Here is a 17893-nt window from a genome sequence, read left to right on the forward strand (position 1 = left end):
CGGAAAATGGTTTGGGGTTATTAAAGACCGAATTCTGCCATTTTGTCAAATGAACCCGGTTTATTTCAAGTTGTGACTGAATAAAATGGAGGGATTTTTGAAAGCGGGTCGCTACAGGCGAAAGCGCCAATACGGTGAAACTCAGATTTACCCGTTTCTCTTTAGTTTGCCGGTGCGCATCGCATATTTTTCTGCAGTGGAGAAAACAAATAGCCCCAGCGGGATTAAGATCATCCCGATGCCGATCAGGGCGAGGAGATCGGGCCAGAGACTGGTGATCGCCGCCCCGTCAAGGATCGCTTTTCTCACTGCCTGGAGCGCATAGGTTCCCGGTGACAGATAGGCGAGCGGTTGCAGCCAAGCAGGCAGGACGCTCACATCGTAGTAGACACCGGAGACGAGGAGGATAATCCCCTGAATGATATGCGTGGCTTGAGCTCCCCGCTCCGGCGAGAGCAACGGCAGGACGGCTGCGATCAAGCCCAATCCGATAAACGCAGGGCTGGCGACCGCCAGGACGAGCAGGGCGCCGATCAGATTTGCCTTTTGCAGGGAAAAATCAAAAAAGGAGGCTACGGCAACGAGAACGATCGCAGTACGGGCCAATCCGTAAAGGATGGCGAACAGGCACATCCCCGTCAGATGGGTAATGCGGCGAATGGGTGCCATAAACGTATATTCGATCGTTCCTTCCCAACGTTCCCATGTGATGGAGTTCGAGACTTCTTCAAATAAAACGGACATAAAACCCCAGAAGAGAGCGCCGATCACGAGATAGAGAATCATCTCGGCCCGTTGTTCCTGGTTTTTGATGGTCGTGCCGATCAGCCCGATGGTCAATGCATTGACGATGTTGTAAAAAACGAAGACGATCTCCCATGTGATGTAGCGCCGGACCAGGTTGAAGCTTCTTTCGACAAAGGCATACATGGCGTTTAATTCATTCTGTATTTTCATCGGCCAAAACATCCTCCCATGATTTTCCGGTAAAACGGAAAAAAACTTCTTCCATAGAAGCGGTTCCGATCTGTTTTTTCAGTCCCTCCGCCGTATCCATGGCGACAATTTTGCCGTGATCGATGATGGCGATGCGGTCGCATAACCGTTCAGCCTCATCCATATCATGTGTAGTCAAAATTATCGTCGCATCGTGCGTCTCCATCACTTCCTCCACGTACTCCTGCACATCCCGTTTTGATTTGGGATCGAGCCCGGTTGTCGGTTCATCCAGCAGCAGGAGGGTGGGTGAAGTCATCAATGCGCGGGCGATGGCCACTTTTTGCTGCATCCCGCGGGAGAGGTTTTCCAGCGATGTTTGCGCCTTGTCTTCGTTCATGCCGAGGCGCCGCAAGATAGAGAGCGCTTTTCTCTCTCCCTCGCTTGTGTTTAATCCGTAGATCCGGGCGGCGTACCGCAAGTTTTCAATCGCGGATAACTTTTTGAAAAAGGACGCCTCAACGGAAACGCGATTGATGAAGCGGCGAACTTGACGCTGGTCGCGGACGACATCGTGTCCGAAGATGGTCAGCTGGCCCCGGTCCGGGAACAGAAGGGTGGACAGAAGGCGGATCAGGGTTGATTTGCCGGAGCCGTTTGGGCCGAGCAAACCGAACACCTCGTTCCTGCGAATCTGAAAGGAGATTTGATGAACGGCTTTCACTTCCCGCTTCTTTCCCAGAAACAGGTTTTTCCATGAACGGCTGTCTTTTATTTCTTCATAAAATGATTTGCAGACGTCCCGGCATTCCACCGCAACTTGGCTCGCTGAGGAATGGTTCTCTGTTTTCTTTTCCTCATTCACAGTAAGCAATCGAAATCACTCCCAAGGGATTGAACTTGTTGACGTGACAGCGGGAAGGGATGAGGACCCGTTCCCGCCCGGGCGATTAATAATAAAAGAAGAAAAGCTGCCGTTTCCATGAGAAGCCTCGTATCTTGTCGTTGATAATGCTCTCCCGGTATGAACGGGGCCCTTCGATCAACCAAAAATTGACCAACATCTCACATCGACTCCTTTTTTTGTTAATCAAAGCAAAAAAAAGACCACAGGAACGGAGCAGACCTGTGGTTTTCAACGCAAATATAAAAACCACAGGTATCCGTGTGGAGCCCTGTGGTGATTTTTGCAGTCAGATTCCTAATCCACCTTTTTTTCACTGAGGCCGCCGCACGGGGATGAATATGGAATTTTGCCATGATAAATGTTGCCGCTGCCGTTCATTGCGGGCACAAGGGTGAAAATGGGCATACGAATCCCGTTGGATGCAAAAGCGATGAGCAACATCATGGCTGACGACCTCCTTTCAAAAAGATGGATGGAATGGGGAAACGACAATTCAGTCGCTTCATAGAAGTATTTTATATTTTTGGACAATATTTTGTCAATTATTATTTTGTTCTTTATTCTGAACCGGGGAGTCGGCGGGAAAATCGCCAATCGCGATGATTCGCGCTAAAATAGGGAATGATTTTCAATAGAAAGAAGGGATTCAGGTGAAAGCGATCATCTTCGATCTTGACGGTACTTTATTTCAATCGGAAAAAGTGGGACTCCCCGCTTTTCTTGAAACGTTTCGCGTTTTAAAGGAGGAAGGGCTTTACCGGGAAGAGATGCCGACTGAAGACAAAATCAGGTCTGTTTTCGGCATGACCCATGATGAACTCTGGCAGACATTACTGCCCGATGCGACGAAAGAAATCAGGGAAAAAGCCGACCGGATGATGCTCGGTTTTGAGCTTGAGCTGATCGGCAGGCACCGCGGGGAATTTTATCCCGGGGTGAAAGAAACACTCCATGCATTAAAAGAACGGGGATACGCTTTATTTATCGCCAGCAACGGGGTGGGGCCCTATGTCCGCGGCGAACTGGAATCCGGGGATTTAACTTCCTTGTTTACGGGAATTTATTCCGCAGGAGAGTATAAAACGAAAAGCAAAGTGGATTTGGTCTCACTTTTAAAAGAACAGCATCAGGTTACAGACGGGATGATGGTCGGGGACCGAAGTTCCGATGTGGAGGCTGGCAAGCAAAATGGGCTTGTCACGGTCGGCTGCCGCTACAGCGGTTTTCCCCAGTTTGGCTCCCGGGATGAATTGGCGGGGGCGGATCACTTGATTTCTTCGTTTGCGCAAATGCTCGATCTCGCTTAAGAAAGATTGAAGAGGGTCACAGTGTCCCGCAGGACTGGCCATCAGGAACGATGGAAGTCTGGAGTGGGGCCCTGACCCGGCTTGATCACTTTCACGGAAAAAGCGGCCGGGGAGGCGAACATGGTATGCAAAGCATATGGGAAATCTCCTGGTTTGAGGTGGCCCTGCGCCTGTTTTTGGCGGGCATGCTGGGGGGAGTGGTCGGATGGGAGCGAGAGCGGAACAATCATCCGGCGGGATTTCGCACCCATATTCTCGTCAGTCTGGGTTCGGCGCTGATTATGCTGATCTCGATCTACGGATTTTCCGATTTTGTGAAAGAGGCCAATGTTCGGATTGACCCGGCGCGCCTAGCTGCCCAGGTAGTAAGTGGCATCGGCTTTTTGGGTGCGGGGACGATTTTGCGCCACCGTGCCTCGGTCACCGGGCTTACCACTGCGGCTTCCCTGTGGGTGGTTTCCGGCATTGGCCTGGCGGTGGGTGCCGGCTTTTTGTTCGGGGCGATTTTAACCACACTTCTGGTACTGGTCAGCCTCGAACTGCTCAACCGTCTCGAATCGGTTTGGATTAAAAAGCGCCATCTGCATATCCTTCATATTAGGGTAGCGGATGAACCCGGGATGCTCGGCGAAATCGCCTCGATGATCGCAGACAGAGGCGGAAGTATCCGCAAAGTCGATATCCAGGAAGAGGATGATGGTGAACGGTGTCTGAATATCACCTTTACCATCCGGTTTCCGGAACGGATCGAATCGCCCCTGTTGGCTCAGGAGGTGCGCGAGCTGGAAGGAGTAAAATCGGTACGATTCGAGTAATAAATGGGCCGAACGAAGTCAATTCTAAAATAGAGAAGAGAGGCTTGGCAATTTCTTGTTTTTTATCTATAATAAAATCATAAGGTCAAAGTTAGTCAAAGTCAGCAGGAGGGCGTTCGAATGAGCAGTATTTCCGACATAATCGAACGCTATTTAAAATCCATTCTAAATGAAAGCGAAAATGGCGTAATCGAGATCAAACGCAGTGAACTGGCCGATTTGTTTCAGTGCGTCCCCTCTCAGATCAATTATGTGATCAGCACCCGCTTCACGATTGAAAAAGGGTATATTGTGGAAAGCAAAAGAGGCGGGGGCGGGTTTATCCGAATTCAAAAAGTCCGTTATAAAAACCGCCGGGAGATTTTCGAGGAGATGCTGGAAAAAATCGGTGATGCCATTCCGCAGTTGGCAGCGGAGCATGTGATCAGCCATTTGCTGGAGAAGAACCTGATGACTCAACGGGAAGCGATGCTGATGCAACGCCTGATTTCCAGGGAAACACTTCAGCTCCCAGTTCGGATTCGCGACCAGATCCGTGCGAAAATGATGCGAATCCTGATCACTACATTATTCAGTAAAGGAGAGTGACGGCCGATGCTCTGTCCTGAGTGCGGAAAGCGGCCGGCTACGATTCATTACACGAAGATCGTCAATGGTCATAAAACCGAAATGCACCTCTGCGAAGTGTGTGCAGGAGAAAAAGGGGAAAGCATGCCGGGATTCAGCAGCGGAATCTCCTTTCAGCAGCTGCTCTCGGGACTTTTAAACTTTGATAATTCTCCTGCATCCGGTACGCACGAATCGTTCTCGTCTCAGACGCTGCGTTGCCCCACCTGCGGGCTGACGTACAATCAATTCAGCAAAATCGGCCGCTTTGGCTGCGGCGATTGTTATAAAACGTTCAAGGATCGTCTCGATCCCCTGCTTCGGCGAATTCACGGTCACGCAAACCATGCGGGAAAAATACCGTCCCGGACAAAAGGAGAGCTTAAGTTAAAGCGTCAATTGGAAAAACTAAAAGAACAGTTGGCGATCAAAGTGAAGGCGGAAGAGTTTGAAGAAGCAGCCCGCCTGCGGGACCAAATTCGCTCGCTTCAGGAACGATTAGAGAAATAGGGAGGAACCTTCCATGTCGCTCGAACATTTTATGCAAAATGCGATCAGTGAATGGATGCGGGTGAAGGGTCCGCAATCTGATATCGTGTTTAGCAGCCGGGTGCGGATCGCGCGTAACTTGGTCGGGATTCCCTTTCCTATGCTCAGTACCCAATCGCAGGCAGAAGAGGTTGTCCGCAGGGTGGAACAGGCATGGAGGGAAGAACAGGATCTTCACCCCATCCTGCAGGGAGCCGAACTGGTGCGAATGCAAGATCTCACCGATCTTGAGAAGCGGGTGCTGGTGGAAAAACATCTGATCAGTCCGATGTTGGCTGAAGAATCACGTTATGGTGCTGTCCTTCTCAGCCAGGATGAGTCAGTCAGCATCATGATCAACGAAGAAGATCATATTCGGATTCAGGTGCTCTTTCCGGGACTGCAACTGGAAAAAGCATGGGAACTGGCCAACCAGATTGATGACTGGCTGGAGCGGCATCTTGCGTTTGCCTTCGATGACCGCCGGGGGTACCTGACGAGTTGCCCGACCAATGTCGGAACCGGGATTCGCGCTTCAGTGATGGTGCATTTGCCCGCACTTGCGATGACGCAGCAGTTGAATCGCCTGTTGCCGGCGATTACCCAGGTCGGCCTGGCTGTCCGGGGCATTTACGGAGAAGGCAGTGAGGCATTGGGACAATTGTACCAGGTATCCAACCAGGTAACGCTCGGCCTTGCTGAAGAAGAGATTCTGAGCAACCTGCAAGGAGTTGTCAAGCAGATGATCGAACATGAGCATGTGGCGAGACAGCGATTGCAGGAAGTTTCCCCGATTCAACTGGAGGATCGCGTGCAGCGTTCCTACGGGATTTTGGCTCATGCCCGGATTATCGATTCCAAGGAGTCGATGAAACGGTTGTCCGATGTAAGGCTTGGCATTGATCTCGGACTGATTCGCGGCGTGTCGGCCAATGTCATGAATGAACTGATGGTGATGACACAACCCGGTTTTTTGCAACAATACGCCGGTCAGCGCCTCAATGCGGAGCAGAGGGATACCAGGCGGGCAAGATTGATTCGGGAACGCCTTGCACTTGAGAAAGGAAAAGGAGGAAGCCCTGACCCCTCATAGAAACCGTTTTGGTTGATGGACTGTTCACAAAACGGGTCAGGGATGAAACCATTGCCGGCCGGCCTCGAAAGGCGCGGGTCGGGATCGGGTTTCGTTCCGGAGCAGAAATTTTCATGGCAAAGGTTCTTTTAACACACTTTCACAGAAAAGGTGAGGTGCTGAGAAGATGATGTTTGGCCGTTTTACCGAACGGGCGCAAAAAGTGTTGGCTCTGGCACAGGAAGAAGCGGTTCGCCTTGGACATGGCAATATTGGCACAGAACACATTTTGCTCGGTCTCGTGCGCGAGGGCGAAGGGATTGCCGCCAAAGCGTTGATCGCGCTGGGACTGGGACTGGATAAAATTCAAAAAGAAGTGGAAAACCTGATCGGGCGCGGCCAAGGGGTACCGACAAACATCGCCTATACCCCCCGGGCCAAAAAGGTGATTGAGCTTTCGATGGATGAAGCGCGCAAACTGGGGCATACCTATGTCGGCACGGAACATATTCTGCTCGGGTTGATCCGTGAGGGAGAAGGCGTCGCTGCGCGCGTGCTCAACAATCTGGGGGTCAGCCTGAACAAAGCACGGCAACAAGTGCTGCAACTTTTGGGCAGCAGCGAAGCACTCTCTTCCCATCCGGGTGCGCACACCAACGTCAATACACCGACGCTGGACAGTCTTGCCCGTGATCTGACGGCAGCAGCCAGGGACGGAAATCTTGATCCGGTGATCGGGCGGAGCAAAGAAATTGAACGCGTGATTCAAGTCTTGTCGCGGCGGACAAAAAACAACCCGGTGCTGATCGGGGAGCCCGGTGTGGGGAAAACGGCTGTGGCAGAAGGATTGGCCCAGCGAATCGTCGATGGGGAAATCCCGGAAACGCTTCGCGGCAAACGGGTGATGACGCTCGACATGGGAACGGTGGTCGCCGGCACGAAATATCGCGGGGAGTTTGAAGACCGTCTGAAAAAAATCATGGATGAAATCCGCCAAGCGGGGAATATCATCCTGTTTATCGATGAATTGCACACCTTGATCGGTGCAGGCGGAGCCGAAGGGGCAATTGATGCCTCCAACATCTTGAAACCGGCTCTTGCCCGCGGAGAATTGCAATGCATCGGGGCGACCACGCTTGATGAATACCGGAAATACATCGAGAAGGATGCAGCTCTCGAACGGCGGTTCCAACCGATTCTCGTCGATGAGCCGAGCATTGAGGAAGCGATTTTGATTTTGGAAGGACTGCGCGACCGCTATGAGGCGCACCATCGCGTGAAAATTACCGATGCGGCCATCGAACAGGCGGTCAGGCTTTCCGACCGGTATATCACTGACCGGTATCTGCCAGACAAGGCGATTGACTTGATCGACGAGGCGGCATCCAAGGTTCGTTTGAAATCGTATATGGTTCCGCCGGAACTGAAAAAACTGGAACAAAAACTGGAAGAAGTGAAAAAGGAAAAAGATGCGGCCGTACAGAGCCAGGAGTTTGAAAAAGCGGCATCGCTGAGAGATACAGAGCAAAAGCTGCGCGAGGAAATTCAGATCACGCGCAACAACTGGAAACAGGATCAAGGAAAAACAGACTCGGAAGTGACGGCTGATGATATTGCCGAAGTCGTTTCAAGCTGGACGGGAATTCCGGTGAAGAAAATGGCACAAGAAGAGTCTGAGCGTTTGCTCAACATGGAATCGATCCTGCACAACCGCGTCATCGGACAGGATGAGGCCGTGAAGTCGGTTTCCCGGGCGATCCGTCGTGCCCGTGCCGGACTGAAAGATCCGAAACGGCCGATCGGTTCCTTTATCTTCCTCGGGCCTACCGGGGTTGGAAAAACCGAGCTGGCGCGTGCGTTGGCCGAAGCGATGTTCGGCGATGAAGATGCGATGATCCGCATCGATATGTCCGAGTATATGGAAAAACACTCCACCAGCCGCCTGGTCGGTTCGCCTCCGGGATATGTTGGATACGAAGAAGGCGGGCAGCTGACGGAAAAAGTGCGTCGCAAACCTTATTCGGTCGTCTTGTTTGACGAGATTGAAAAAGCGCATCCCGAAGTATTTAACATCCTGCTTCAGGTGCTGGAAGACGGGCGCTTGACCGACGGAAAGGGGCGCACGGTCGACTTCCGCAATACGATCATCATCATGACTTCCAACGTCGGGGCTTCGACCATCCGGAAAAATGCAAGGCTCGGCTTTGCCGTCGGTGACACGTCCCGTGATGATTATGAGAACATGAAACAAAATGTGATGGAAGAGTTGAAAAAGACCTTCCGGCCGGAGTTTCTCAACCGGATTGACGATGTGATTGTCTTCCATCCGCTTAAAGAAGAGCATCTGCAGGAAATCGTCTCGCTGATGGTCGAAGAGCTGAGAAAACGGCTCCATGAACAAAATATCGACTTCAAACTGACTGACGAAGCGAAAAAACATCTGGCAAAAGAAGGGTTTGACCCGTCATACGGCGCCCGCCCGTTGAGACGTGCAATCCAGAAACACATCGAGGACCGTCTGTCCGAGGAGCTGCTGCGGGGCAACATTAAAAAAGGAGATTCGGTGGTGATCGATTACCGGGACGGCCAGCTGACGGTAGAAAAAGAAGGGGCCAGATCTTCCACCTGATCCGGGATCATCACAGACTGCTAAACAAATGAGGTTTAGCAGTCTTTTTTCTTTTCGTCAAAATTTTGTCGTTTGCTTTTTAAAGTCTTCCTGACAATTGCACTTTATGTTCACGTGTATTTCTTTTAAGATTTGCTATAATGGGAAAGAAGTAATGCTGTGATCATAAATTTTTGTTTAGTGACTGAAAAAACATAGATGAACGCGGAGTGAAGTAGGGGAAAAGACGATGGCCAAGAACAAAAGCAAATTTGTCTGTCAGGAATGTGGATACGAGACACCCAAATGGATGGGACGTTGTCCCGGCTGCGGTGCCTGGAACACCATGGTGGAAGAAAGAGAGCCTTCTTCCCGGCGGGTTCCGGGAACGTCGATCCAGAGGGGAAAACAGGAAAAAGCCACACCGATCACTCAGGTGGAGAAGCTGGATCAGCCTCGCGCGGATACGGGGATTCGGGAGTTGAACCGCGTATTGGGCGGCGGATTGGTTCCGGGTTCTTTTATTTTGGTTGGAGGCGATCCCGGTATCGGCAAATCGACCCTCCTGTTGCAGGCGACCAATGAATTGGCAAGGCGAGGCTTGCCCATCTTATATGTATCAGGAGAAGAATCGACAGAACAAATCCGTTTGCGCGCCGATCGTCTGGGCGCTCTTTCCGATAATCTGCTCGTCGCCTCGGAAACGGATTTAACCGCGGTGGAAATATTAATGGAAGAAGCAAAACCAAGGCTTATGGTCATCGATTCCATTCAGACGATGTTTCATCCGGAAGTCACTTCCGCGCCGGGCAGTGTTTCACAGGTGCGCGAATGTACAGGAATTCTGATGAGATGGGCGAAAGAGAAAAACATTGCGATCACCATTGTCGGCCATGTAACCAAAGCCGGGGCGATTGCCGGTCCGCGCATGCTTGAACATATGGTGGATTGCGTTTTGTATTTTGAAGGTGAACGGCATCATACGTATCGCGTTTTGCGTGCGGTGAAAAACCGTTTTGGTTCCACCAATGAAATCGGCGTGTTTGAGATGAAGGATATCGGGCTGGTTGAAGTGGAAAATCCTTCTGAAATCTTTTTGTCGGGCCGGCCGCTCGGAGCCCCCGGGACCGCGGTGACGGCCAGCATGGAAGGAACACGGCCTGTGCTTGTTGAATTGCAAGCATTGGTCACTCCGACGAGCTTCGCAACCCCCAAACGCATGGCAACAGGGGTTGATCATCACCGGGTCGCAATGATAATGGCGGTCCTTGAGAAGAGATTGGGGTTCTTTTTACAAAACCAAGATGCTTATATTAATGTTGTCGGCGGGGTAAGATTAGATGAGCCCGCTGTCGATTTGAGTATCGCAGTCAGCCTGGCTTCCAGTTTTCGCGATCGCCCCGTCTCCCCTTTCGACCTGTTTGTCGGCGAAGTGGGATTGACAGGGGAGGTACGGGGAGTTTCCAGAATTGAACAGCGCGTGGCTGAAGCGCACAACATGGGCTTCCGGAGGGTCGTGATTCCGGAGAAAAACTGCCGCGGGTGGACTCCGCCAAGCGGGGTGGAACTGATTGGGGTACAAACATTGGATGAAGCTTTAAAAGTGGCGTTGGGGGGGTAATGTGTGAAGGAAGAAGAACGCAGAGAAAAGGTGAGCAGCGAAATTCTTCGCCTGATTGCACCGGGAACAGCCCTCAGGGAAGGGCTTGACAATGTGCTGGGAGCAAAGACGGGAGCCCTGATCGTGATGGGCTATGATGAAAGTGTTCGGGAAATCGTGGACGGCGGATTTCACATCGATTGCCCGTTTACGCCTGCTCACTTGTATGAATTGGCAAAAATGGACGGCGCGATTATCTTGAGCAATGACGGGAAAAAAATATTATACGCCAACGCCCAGCTAGTCCCCCAATCTTCCATACCATCCACCGAGACGGGGATTCGGCACCGGACTGCGCAACGGACGGCCAAGCAGACGGGAAAATTGGTCGTTTCCATCTCGCAACGAAGAAACATCATTACGCTTTATAAAGGAAACTTCCGCTATGCCCTGAAGGACATCGGCGTGATCTTGACCAAAGCGAACCAGGCCATTCAGACGCTTGAAAAATATAAATCCGTTCTCGATCAGACAACGACCAACCTGACGGCCTTGGAGTTTGAAGAGTTGGTGACCTTGAGCGAAGTGGCGTTGGTGTTGCAACGGGTGGAAATGGTGCTTCGGATCAAACGGGAGATCGAGACTTATATCCATGAATTGGGGACGGAAGGGCGACTGATCAGCATGCAGCTGGAGGAGTTGGTCGCCGATGTGGAGGAAGAAGCCGAATTGCTGATCAAAGATTATTGCGTCGATCCGGAGATGAACCCGCAGATCGTCTTTAAGGAACTGAAAAAGCTGTCCGCTGATGACTTGCTGGAACACGGTCACCTGGTGCGGATTCTCGGTTACCCGACCCATATCAACATTCAGGAAGAATCGGTTTTGCCCAGGGGATACCGCATTTTGCACAAAATTCCCCGCTTGCCCTCCAATGTAATTCACAAGCTGGTTGCCCGTTTTGAAACACTGTCGCGCATTATGATGGCGACGATTGAGGAATTGGATGATGTTGAGGGAATCGGCGATGTTCGGGCGAGAACGATTAAAGAGGGGTTAAAGAGGATCCAGGAACAGGTGTTTATTGACAGACATATCTAAATAACCTAGAATGAAACCATTACAGAAAATTGAGAGAAAATGTTACGAGTAGGGCGCTTTTCGCCACCTTTACCAGGTATTAATTATTTAGGAGGTTCCCTTATGTTTGCGAAAGCGTTGCCCAGTTGTTTTACGGTTGGGAACTTGTTTTTAGGAATCATTTCGATTTTATTGGCTGTTCATGACTCCTGGAAATATGCCGCGATCATGGTCATCATCGGGATGTTGCTCGACGGTTTGGACGGACGGGTGGCACGGATGTTAAACACCCAGAGTGAGTTTGGAAAGGAACTGGATTCGTTATCTGATGTTATTTCCTTTGGTGTCGCTCCCGCAATCATTATGTATGTTTCCACATTTAAATACACCGGCCCTGAAGGTTGGCTTGTCACGGCCATTTTCCCGATTTGCGGTGCGCTGAGGCTGGCCAGGTTCAACGTGCATCCCGGTGAGCCGGGGTATTTTATCGGCTTGCCGATCACCGCGGCCGGAGGGATTCTGGCGACGATGGCCTTATATAACGTGTATGTGCACAACGTTTATGTATGGATGGCTGCCATGCTCTTCCTCTCTTTCCTGATGGTGAGCCAGATTAAATACCCGGCGTTTAAAAAAGTGGCCATTCCCAGGTCGATGATCTGGATTGCTCCGTTGTTTCTGCTGGCCGTTGCCGTCTCCGCGCTGAAATATCCTTATGAATTGCCCAAGGTGATTTTTATTCCGCTGGCCCTTTACGCTCTGTACGGGGTGAAGAAAGGGCTTGAACGCAAGCGGAAGGAAGAAAATGAAGAACCGGTGGAAGACCTGAAATAACGGTGCAAAACAACCCTGGAATCCGGGGTTGTTTTGCTTTTAAGGCACTTTGTTTTCCGTGAACGGATTTATATTTTCTTATCGGAGGTTAAAAACTCCCAATGTTGACAATTGATCGGATTCCTGTTTGACCACATCGGTGAGCGGGATGTTCAGCAGATTGCAAAGAGCCGTAAGGTAAAAAAGGTTTTTGCCCATTTCCGCCTTGACAATTTCGAGGCAATGGTCACATAACCGGCCGGACAGATGGGTTTTCAAGTGATCTTTCCACTCGTGAACCGACCGTTCCTTGGGAAAGTTCTGCCGTCCGGCTTCCACATGGAGGCACCCGCATTCTGTAACCGCTTTCATGAGTGCGCGATTAACGCGGGAATTGGATTCCTGAAACTTGCTGACAACATCTAAAAAACTCCGATGGCGTAGCAAAAGCTCAGAAACTAGTTTTTGAAAGGAATGAAGGTTATCTTCACCCATGCCTTTCACCCCTTTTTGATTTTCGCAAACATGCCCGCTGCCGTACAGATGGAACATAGATCACTTTCATTATATAAAGCGGCCTCCATAAGTGTCAATTTTTTGACTAAATAGTTTAGGTCTTTTTCATGAAAAAAGTTATTGACGTAGTAAATGCAGATATGCTAAGATAATGATTTTTATTTTATTGACTGAGTTTAAGTTTTGTGATATCTTGGAAATAGACATTGCCCTCTGGAGGTGGACGTTTTGTTCAACATTGGCGACAAAGTGGTCTATCCTATGCATGGTGCTGGCATCATCGAAGCGATCGAGGAGAAAGAGATCCTGGGTGAGCGGCAAAAGTACTATGTCATGAGGATGCCGATTGGTGATATGAAAGTGATGGTTCCGCTCAACAATGTCGAAAACATCGGACTCAGGGAAGTCGTTGACCATTCGACCGTGGATAAAGTTTTAGAACGAATGAAGAAACGGGACATCAAAGATACATTGAACTGGAACCGTCGCTACCGGGCCAATTTGGACAAAATGAGAAGCGGTGACATCTACGAGGTGGCTGATGTCGTGCGGTCCCTGATGGTGAGGGACGAGGAAAAAGGCCTCTCCACGGGGGAACGAAAAATGTTGGAGAATGCGAAACAGATTTTAATCAGCGAGCTGGCGTTGGCCAGGGATTTGGATGAAGCTGCAGCATTTAAGTTAATTGACGGTATTTTATCATCATCATCGCAACAGAACTGATTCTTTGTTTTTATCGTTGTTACAAAAAGGACATAAGAAAATGAGCACTTAGAGGTTTTCATTTTGGAAGAATGTCTATAATGAGTAATAGCAGAAGGAAGGGAGGAGGTGAAGCCCCGTGCTGAAACGCTTTGTACAATTGGCTTTTACCTTGATCGGAGCATCCGCCGGATTCTATTTCGGACCGCAGTTTTTCGGGGTGCTTCAACGATCTCCTCTGAATTTTGGCGAAGTGCCGGCTCCGCATTATATCGGTGCTACGCTTGGTGCGCTGGTCATGTTTGTGGCCACCTTTTGGATATCGAACAATGTGGTCAAGTGGATTCGTTGGAGCGAAGAACGTTTGATGAAAATTCCGGCGGTCGACGGGTTATTTGGTCTTTTGGGCTTGATCTTCGGTTTGGTGATCGCCTTTCTGATCCAACAGCCCTTAACGCAACTGCCCATACCCGGGGTTAATCGCGTCTTGCCTTTTATCTTTTCCGGTTTGTTCGGATATCTTGGATTCAGAGTGGGGTATAAAAAACGCGATGAACTTATTTCCATTTTTAAGCTGGGCCGCCAGAATCGGGAGAGCAAAAACAAAAAGGAAGAAAAGCATTTCTCCGAGCATAAGATTCTCGATACCAGCGTAATTATCGACGGGAGAATTGCTGACATTTGCCGCACCGGTTTTCTGGAAGGGACGCTGGTGATCCCCAGCTTTGTATTGGAAGAGCTTCAACATATTGCCGATTCTTCCGATGTATTGAAGCGGAACCGCGGCCGCCGTGGATTGGATATTCTCAACAAGATTCAAAAAGAGTTGAATATCAAAGTCCTGATTTACGAAGGCGATTTTGAAGAAGTGCAGGAAGTGGACAGCAAGCTGGTGAAGCTGGCCAAAGTGCTGTCCGGCAAAGTGGTGACAAATGACTTCAACTTGAACAAAGTTTGCGAACTTCAAGGGGTAAGTGTTCTGAACATCAATGATTTGGCCAATGCCGTCAAACCGGTTGTTCTGCCGGGCGAAGAGATCAATGTGCAAGTGATCAAAGACGGAAAAGAGCACGGCCAGGGTGTGGCCTATCTCGATGACGGGACGATGATCGTAATTGAGGGCGGGCGGGAGTACATCGGGGATCAGATTGATGTATTGGTCACCAGTGTGCTTCAGACCTCGGCCGGACGCATGATCTTCGCAAAGCCCAAGCTATTGGAGCGCGCCTTGTAAAAATAACAGAAAAACATTGCCTTAACGCCCGTGGTTGGTTTATTCTAAACCGAGACGGGCATTGTTTTGTCTGAAACAAGGATATTGATTAAACCAATGCGGGATGTGGATGGGATTTTTTTAATCCGGCGGTTTTTGTCCGCTTTCTTGGGAGGCGGCAAGGGCCCGGACGCAGAATCTCTTCCGCTATTCTTCCGACAGGCTTGGATCTGAAAGGAGATCGACTCTTGAGCGTTGGAGTAGTCATTCCGGCGGCGGGACAAGGGAAGAGAATGGGCACCAGGGAGAGCAAACAGTTCCTGCTGTTTCATGAAAAGCCGGTGCTGCTTCACACACTTCGCATTTTTGAAACGCATCCGGAAATTGATGAAATCGTCATCGCAAGCAAAGAGGCTGAAATAGAACGGATCAAGAAATGGATCAAACAAGACGGGATGACCAAGGTGGCCGATGTCGTCGTCGGCGGAGAGGAACGGCAGCACAGTGTTTATGAAGGGTTGAAACGTTTGACGAGTGAATGGGTTCTCGTCCATGATGCTGTGCGTCCGTTTGTGAGTCAGGAAACGATTTCCCGCCTGCTGGCGGAGGTTTATCAGCATCATGCGGCTATCTTGGCCGTTCCTGTCAAGGATACAATCAAAGTGGTCAATGAAAACTGCACGGTTGAGCAAACGCCCGACCGCAGGCGCTTGTGGGCTGTGCAAACACCACAGGCATTTCGCCGGGAGCATCTGCTGCGGGCCCATGAGCTCGGACAGGAGAGAAGCCTGCTCGTCACTGATGATTCCATGTTGATGGAAGCACTGGGGATCGAGGTAAAAGTGGTTGCCGGTGAGTATACGAACATCAAACTGACCACTCCCGACGATTTGATTTTGGCGGAAGCGATTTACCAGATGAGGGGAAAAAAACATGATTCGCATAGGTCAAGGATTTGATGTGCATCAGTTGGCGGAAAATCGCCCCTGCGTGATTGGCGGTGTAACGATTCCGTATGAAAAAGGTTTACTGGGGCACTCGGATGCTGACGTCCTTCTGCACGCCATCACCGATGCTGTCTTGGGCGCGTTGGCTTTGGGGGATATTGGAAAGCATTTCCCTGATACGGATCCCGCTTTTAAGGATGCCGACAGTGCAAAATTGCTGTCGCATGTCTGGGAGCTGGTAAAAGAACGGGGATACAGACTGGGGAATGTCGATGCGACCATTATCGCTCAAAAGCCGAAGATGGCGCCGTACATACCGGAGATGCGCGAGCGGATCGCGCAATTGCTCGAAGCGGAGCAAACCGATGTCAATGTGAAAGCAACCACAACGGAAAAACTGGGATTTACCGGCCGGGGAGAAGGGATTGCCGCAATGGCTGTCGTTTGTTTAGTCAAAACCGGCTGCAACGCATAAACTGATCTTAAGCAAAAGGAGTAGTAGGGGAATGGCTAGAGTTCGCACAAGATATGCACCGAGTCCGACCGGCCATTTGCATATTGGCGGTGCGCGGACGGCGCTGTTTAGCTATTTGCATGCCAAGAAGAACGGCGGCGATTTTATTGTCCGGATCGAGGATACCGACACGGAGCGGAATGTTCCCGGAGCGGATGAAAAACAGATGGCCATGCTGAAATGGCTTGGAATTGAATGGGATGAATCGGTTGATGTGGGCGGTCCTTACGCCCCTTACCGTTGCATGGAACGAACCGATATTTATAATCGTTATATTGACCAGTTGCTTTCGGAGGGAAAAGCATACTTAAGCTATGCGACTCCGGAAGAGATCGAAAAAGAGCGGGAAGAGCAGTTGGCCCGTGGAGAGACCCCGAAATACAGCGGTTGGGATCGCGATCTTACTCCGGAAGAGCGGGCGCGGTTTGAAGAGGAAGGGAGGGTTCCCAGCGTTCGGTTCCGCGTTCCGGAAGGGAAAACGATCATTTTTGACGATGAGATCCGCGGTACGGTCAGGTTTGAATCCGACGGGATCGGTGATTTTGTGATTCGTCGTCCGGACGGGCGCCCGACTTACAACTTTGCCGTTGTCGTCGACGATGCATTGATGAAGATCACCCACGTGATCCGTGGGGAAGAGCACCTGTCCAACACGCCGAAACAGATTTTGATCTATGAAGCGCTCGGCTTTGAGGTTCCGCAGTTTGCGCATATTCCGCTGATTTTGAATGCGGAAGGCAAAAAGATGAGCAAGCGCGATGAAACGATCATCCAGTTTATTGATCAATACAAGGAACTGGGTTACCTGCCGGAAGCAATTATCAACTTTATCGCCCTGTTGGGCTGGTCGCCTGAAGGAGAGGAAGAGATCTTCTCCAAAGACGAATTGATTCAGGCTTTTTCCCTGAGTCGCGTTTCCAAGGCCCCTGCCATTTTCGATACGGGCAAATTGAAATGGATGAACGGCCAATATATTAAGCAGGCACCGCTTGAGCGCATCACCCGGCTGGCGATTCCTTATCTGGAAAAGGCCGGACGGGTGACAACACCGCTCTCTCCGGAACAGGAGGAGTGGGTGACCCGTCTGGTTTCCCTTTATCAGGAGCAACTGGAGTATGTGGCGCAAATTGTTGAGCTGACGGATCTGTTCTTCCAAGACGAAGTAACCTACGGGGATTCGGCCGCAGAAGTGCTGCGCGAAGAGCATGTGCCGGCAGTGCTCGGGGCATTTTTGCAAAAAGTGCAGGAAGCTGACCGTTTTGAGCCTGAAACCATCAAAACGATGTTTAAAGAAATACAGAAAGAAACAGGCTATAAAGGAAAACGTTTGTTCATGCCGATTCGCGTCGCAGTGACCGGGCAGGATCACGGCCCTGATTTGCGTGAGACCCTGGCCCTGATCGGAAAAGAAAGCGTCGTAAACCGGCTGCGTTCGGTCATTGACAAGGGCTGAACCGTTCGCGAAAATAGAAAACAACATCCCTGTTCGTCAAAGCGATGATTGGGAGAGTAGGGAACCTGCGGCGAATGTCCCAGAGAGGAACTGGTTGGTGAAAAGTTCCCTTCGCCGGTTCCCGAATGCCCCCAAGAGCTGACCCCTGAAATGAACCGCAGTTCAGAGTAGGGGAAGTCCGGTTTAACCCGCCGTTATGGGTAAAAGTGGAATTCTCTCTTGAATTCAAGCAGAGTGGAACCGCGGTTTTCGCCGTCTCTGCAGCAAAATCTGCTG

The 17893-nt window shown here is 50.5% G+C and carries 18 protein-coding genes and 1 other annotated feature; of the genes, 14 read left to right on the forward strand and 4 right to left on the reverse strand.

Annotation, left to right across the window (positions count from 1 at the left end):
• Positions 1-147: 147 nt before the first annotated feature.
• From I8U18_RS11240 to I8U18_RS11250, 3 genes are all read right to left on the reverse strand, one after another.
• Positions 148-957 (reverse strand): ABC transporter permease, encoded by an 810-nt coding sequence (locus tag I8U18_RS11240; RefSeq protein WP_198056009.1) that lies wholly within the window; start codon positions 955-957, stop codon positions 148-150.
• Positions 941-1801: an ABC transporter ATP-binding protein gene (locus I8U18_RS11245; protein ID WP_235281646.1), complete on the reverse strand. Its 861-nt coding sequence runs from the start codon at positions 1799-1801 to the stop codon at positions 941-943. The genes I8U18_RS11240 and I8U18_RS11245 overlap by 17 nt, the downstream gene beginning before the upstream one ends.
• Before the next feature lie 336 nt (positions 1802-2137).
• The gene (locus I8U18_RS11250) at positions 2138-2287 is read right to left on the reverse strand and encodes a hypothetical protein (RefSeq protein ID WP_160173828.1); all 150 of its coding nucleotides are present in this window, start codon (positions 2285-2287) and stop codon (positions 2138-2140) included.
• A gap of 206 nt (positions 2288-2493) precedes the next feature.
• On the opposite strand from I8U18_RS11250, the gene I8U18_RS11255 reads away from it, so the two are divergent.
• The 9 genes from I8U18_RS11255 to pssA all read left to right on the forward strand — a co-directional run bounded on the left by I8U18_RS11255 (position 2494) and on the right by pssA (position 12293).
• Complete coding sequence (locus I8U18_RS11255; RefSeq protein WP_370589390.1) at positions 2494-3150, forward strand: HAD family hydrolase; 657 nt, start codon at positions 2494-2496, stop codon at positions 3148-3150.
• A gap of 125 nt (positions 3151-3275) precedes the next feature.
• On the forward strand, positions 3276-3965 hold the full coding sequence (locus tag I8U18_RS11260; protein WP_198056011.1) for an MgtC/SapB family protein: 690 nt from the start codon (positions 3276-3278) through the stop codon (positions 3963-3965).
• 120 nt (positions 3966-4085) lie between these two features.
• Entirely contained in the window at positions 4086-4553 is a 468-nt protein-coding gene (locus I8U18_RS11265; protein WP_033100645.1) for a CtsR family transcriptional regulator, read from the forward strand.
• 6 nt (positions 4554-4559) lie between these two features.
• On the forward strand, positions 4560-5081 hold the full coding sequence (gene mcsA, locus I8U18_RS11270; RefSeq protein ID WP_033100644.1) for a protein-arginine kinase activator protein McsA: 522 nt from the start codon (positions 4560-4562) through the stop codon (positions 5079-5081).
• 13 nt (positions 5082-5094) lie between these two features.
• Positions 5095-6192, forward strand: coding sequence for a protein-arginine kinase McsB (gene mcsB / locus I8U18_RS11275; RefSeq protein WP_033100643.1), 1098 nt, complete (start codon positions 5095-5097; stop codon positions 6190-6192).
• A gap of 166 nt (positions 6193-6358) precedes the next feature.
• Positions 6359-8800 (forward strand): ATP-dependent protease ATP-binding subunit ClpC, encoded by a 2442-nt coding sequence (gene clpC, locus I8U18_RS11280; RefSeq protein WP_232336373.1) that lies wholly within the window; start codon positions 6359-6361, stop codon positions 8798-8800.
• A 229-nt stretch (positions 8801-9029) separates the two neighbouring features.
• A complete protein-coding gene (gene radA, locus I8U18_RS11285; RefSeq protein ID WP_033100641.1) occupies positions 9030-10400 on the forward strand; it encodes a DNA repair protein RadA in 1371 nt (456 codons plus the stop codon).
• Positions 10401-10403: 3 nt separating this feature from the next.
• Positions 10404-11480: a DNA integrity scanning diadenylate cyclase DisA gene (gene disA / locus I8U18_RS11290; protein ID WP_033100640.1), complete on the forward strand. Its 1077-nt coding sequence runs from the start codon at positions 10404-10406 to the stop codon at positions 11478-11480.
• A 102-nt stretch (positions 11481-11582) separates the two neighbouring features.
• Entirely contained in the window at positions 11583-12293 is a 711-nt protein-coding gene (gene pssA / locus I8U18_RS11295) for a CDP-diacylglycerol--serine O-phosphatidyltransferase (protein ID WP_033100639.1), read from the forward strand.
• 78 nt (positions 12294-12371) lie between these two features.
• Here the strand turns inward: pssA and I8U18_RS11300 are convergent, their stop codons facing one another.
• The gene (locus I8U18_RS11300; RefSeq protein ID WP_033100726.1) at positions 12372-12767 is read right to left on the reverse strand and encodes a nucleoside triphosphate pyrophosphohydrolase family protein; all 396 of its coding nucleotides are present in this window, start codon (positions 12765-12767) and stop codon (positions 12372-12374) included.
• A gap of 240 nt (positions 12768-13007) precedes the next feature.
• Between I8U18_RS11300 and I8U18_RS11305 the strand changes: the two genes are divergently transcribed.
• The 5 genes from I8U18_RS11305 to gltX all read left to right on the forward strand — a co-directional run bounded on the left by I8U18_RS11305 (position 13008) and on the right by gltX (position 17617).
• Positions 13008-13511 carry a CarD family transcriptional regulator gene (locus I8U18_RS11305; RefSeq protein ID WP_370589391.1) on the forward strand — a complete coding sequence of 168 codons (504 nt, stop codon included), beginning with the start codon at positions 13008-13010 and terminating at the stop codon, positions 13509-13511.
• 118 nt (positions 13512-13629) lie between these two features.
• Positions 13630-14724 carry a PIN/TRAM domain-containing protein gene (locus tag I8U18_RS11310; protein ID WP_033100637.1) on the forward strand — a complete coding sequence of 365 codons (1095 nt, stop codon included), beginning with the start codon at positions 13630-13632 and terminating at the stop codon, positions 14722-14724.
• A gap of 272 nt (positions 14725-14996) precedes the next feature.
• Positions 14997-15662, forward strand: coding sequence for a 2-C-methyl-D-erythritol 4-phosphate cytidylyltransferase (gene ispD, locus I8U18_RS11315; protein ID WP_198064778.1), 666 nt, complete (start codon positions 14997-14999; stop codon positions 15660-15662).
• Positions 15637-16125 carry a 2-C-methyl-D-erythritol 2,4-cyclodiphosphate synthase gene (gene ispF / locus I8U18_RS11320; RefSeq protein WP_033100635.1) on the forward strand — a complete coding sequence of 163 codons (489 nt, stop codon included), beginning with the start codon at positions 15637-15639 and terminating at the stop codon, positions 16123-16125. The genes ispD and ispF overlap by 26 nt, the downstream gene beginning before the upstream one ends.
• A gap of 31 nt (positions 16126-16156) precedes the next feature.
• Entirely contained in the window at positions 16157-17617 is a 1461-nt protein-coding gene (gltX, locus tag I8U18_RS11325; RefSeq protein ID WP_198059201.1) for a glutamate--tRNA ligase, read from the forward strand.
• A gap of 35 nt (positions 17618-17652) precedes the next feature.
• Positions 17653-17880, forward strand: a binding site (T-box leader).
• Positions 17881-17893: the final 13 nt, after the last annotated feature.

This window comes from Thermoactinomyces sp. CICC 10522 (assembly GCF_016055075.1).
GTDB classification, from domain to species: Bacteria; Bacillota; Bacilli; order Thermoactinomycetales; family Thermoactinomycetaceae; genus Thermoactinomyces_A; species Thermoactinomyces_A daqus.

Excerpts from the sequence above, each read along its gene's own strand:
- I8U18_RS11250 (WP_160173828.1), bottom strand. The coding sequence starts at position 2,287 with ATGATGTTGCTCATCGCTTTTGCATCCAACGGGATTCGTATGCCCATT.
- pssA (WP_033100639.1), top strand. The coding sequence starts at position 11,583 with ATGTTTGCGAAAGCGTTGCCCAGTTGTTTTACGGTTGGGAACTTGTTT.
- gltX (WP_198059201.1), top strand. The coding sequence starts at position 16,157 with ATGGCTAGAGTTCGCACAAGATATGCACCGAGTCCGACCGGCCATTTG.
- ispF (WP_033100635.1), top strand. The coding sequence starts at position 15,637 with ATGATTCGCATAGGTCAAGGATTTGATGTGCATCAGTTGGCGGAAAAT.
- I8U18_RS11260 (WP_198056011.1), top strand. The coding sequence starts at position 3,276 with ATGCAAAGCATATGGGAAATCTCCTGGTTTGAGGTGGCCCTGCGCCTG.
- I8U18_RS11240 (WP_198056009.1), bottom strand. The coding sequence starts at position 957 with ATGAAAATACAGAATGAATTAAACGCCATGTATGCCTTTGTCGAAAGA.
- mcsB (WP_033100643.1), top strand. The coding sequence starts at position 5,095 with ATGTCGCTCGAACATTTTATGCAAAATGCGATCAGTGAATGGATGCGG.
- I8U18_RS11300 (WP_033100726.1), bottom strand. The coding sequence starts at position 12,767 with ATGGGTGAAGATAACCTTCATTCCTTTCAAAAACTAGTTTCTGAGCTT.
- ispD (WP_198064778.1), top strand. The coding sequence starts at position 14,997 with ATGGGCACCAGGGAGAGCAAACAGTTCCTGCTGTTTCATGAAAAGCCG.
- mcsA (WP_033100644.1), top strand. The coding sequence starts at position 4,560 with ATGCTCTGTCCTGAGTGCGGAAAGCGGCCGGCTACGATTCATTACACG.
- clpC (WP_232336373.1), top strand. The coding sequence starts at position 6,359 with ATGATGTTTGGCCGTTTTACCGAACGGGCGCAAAAAGTGTTGGCTCTG.
- I8U18_RS11265 (WP_033100645.1), top strand. The coding sequence starts at position 4,086 with ATGAGCAGTATTTCCGACATAATCGAACGCTATTTAAAATCCATTCTA.
- radA (WP_033100641.1), top strand. The coding sequence starts at position 9,030 with ATGGCCAAGAACAAAAGCAAATTTGTCTGTCAGGAATGTGGATACGAG.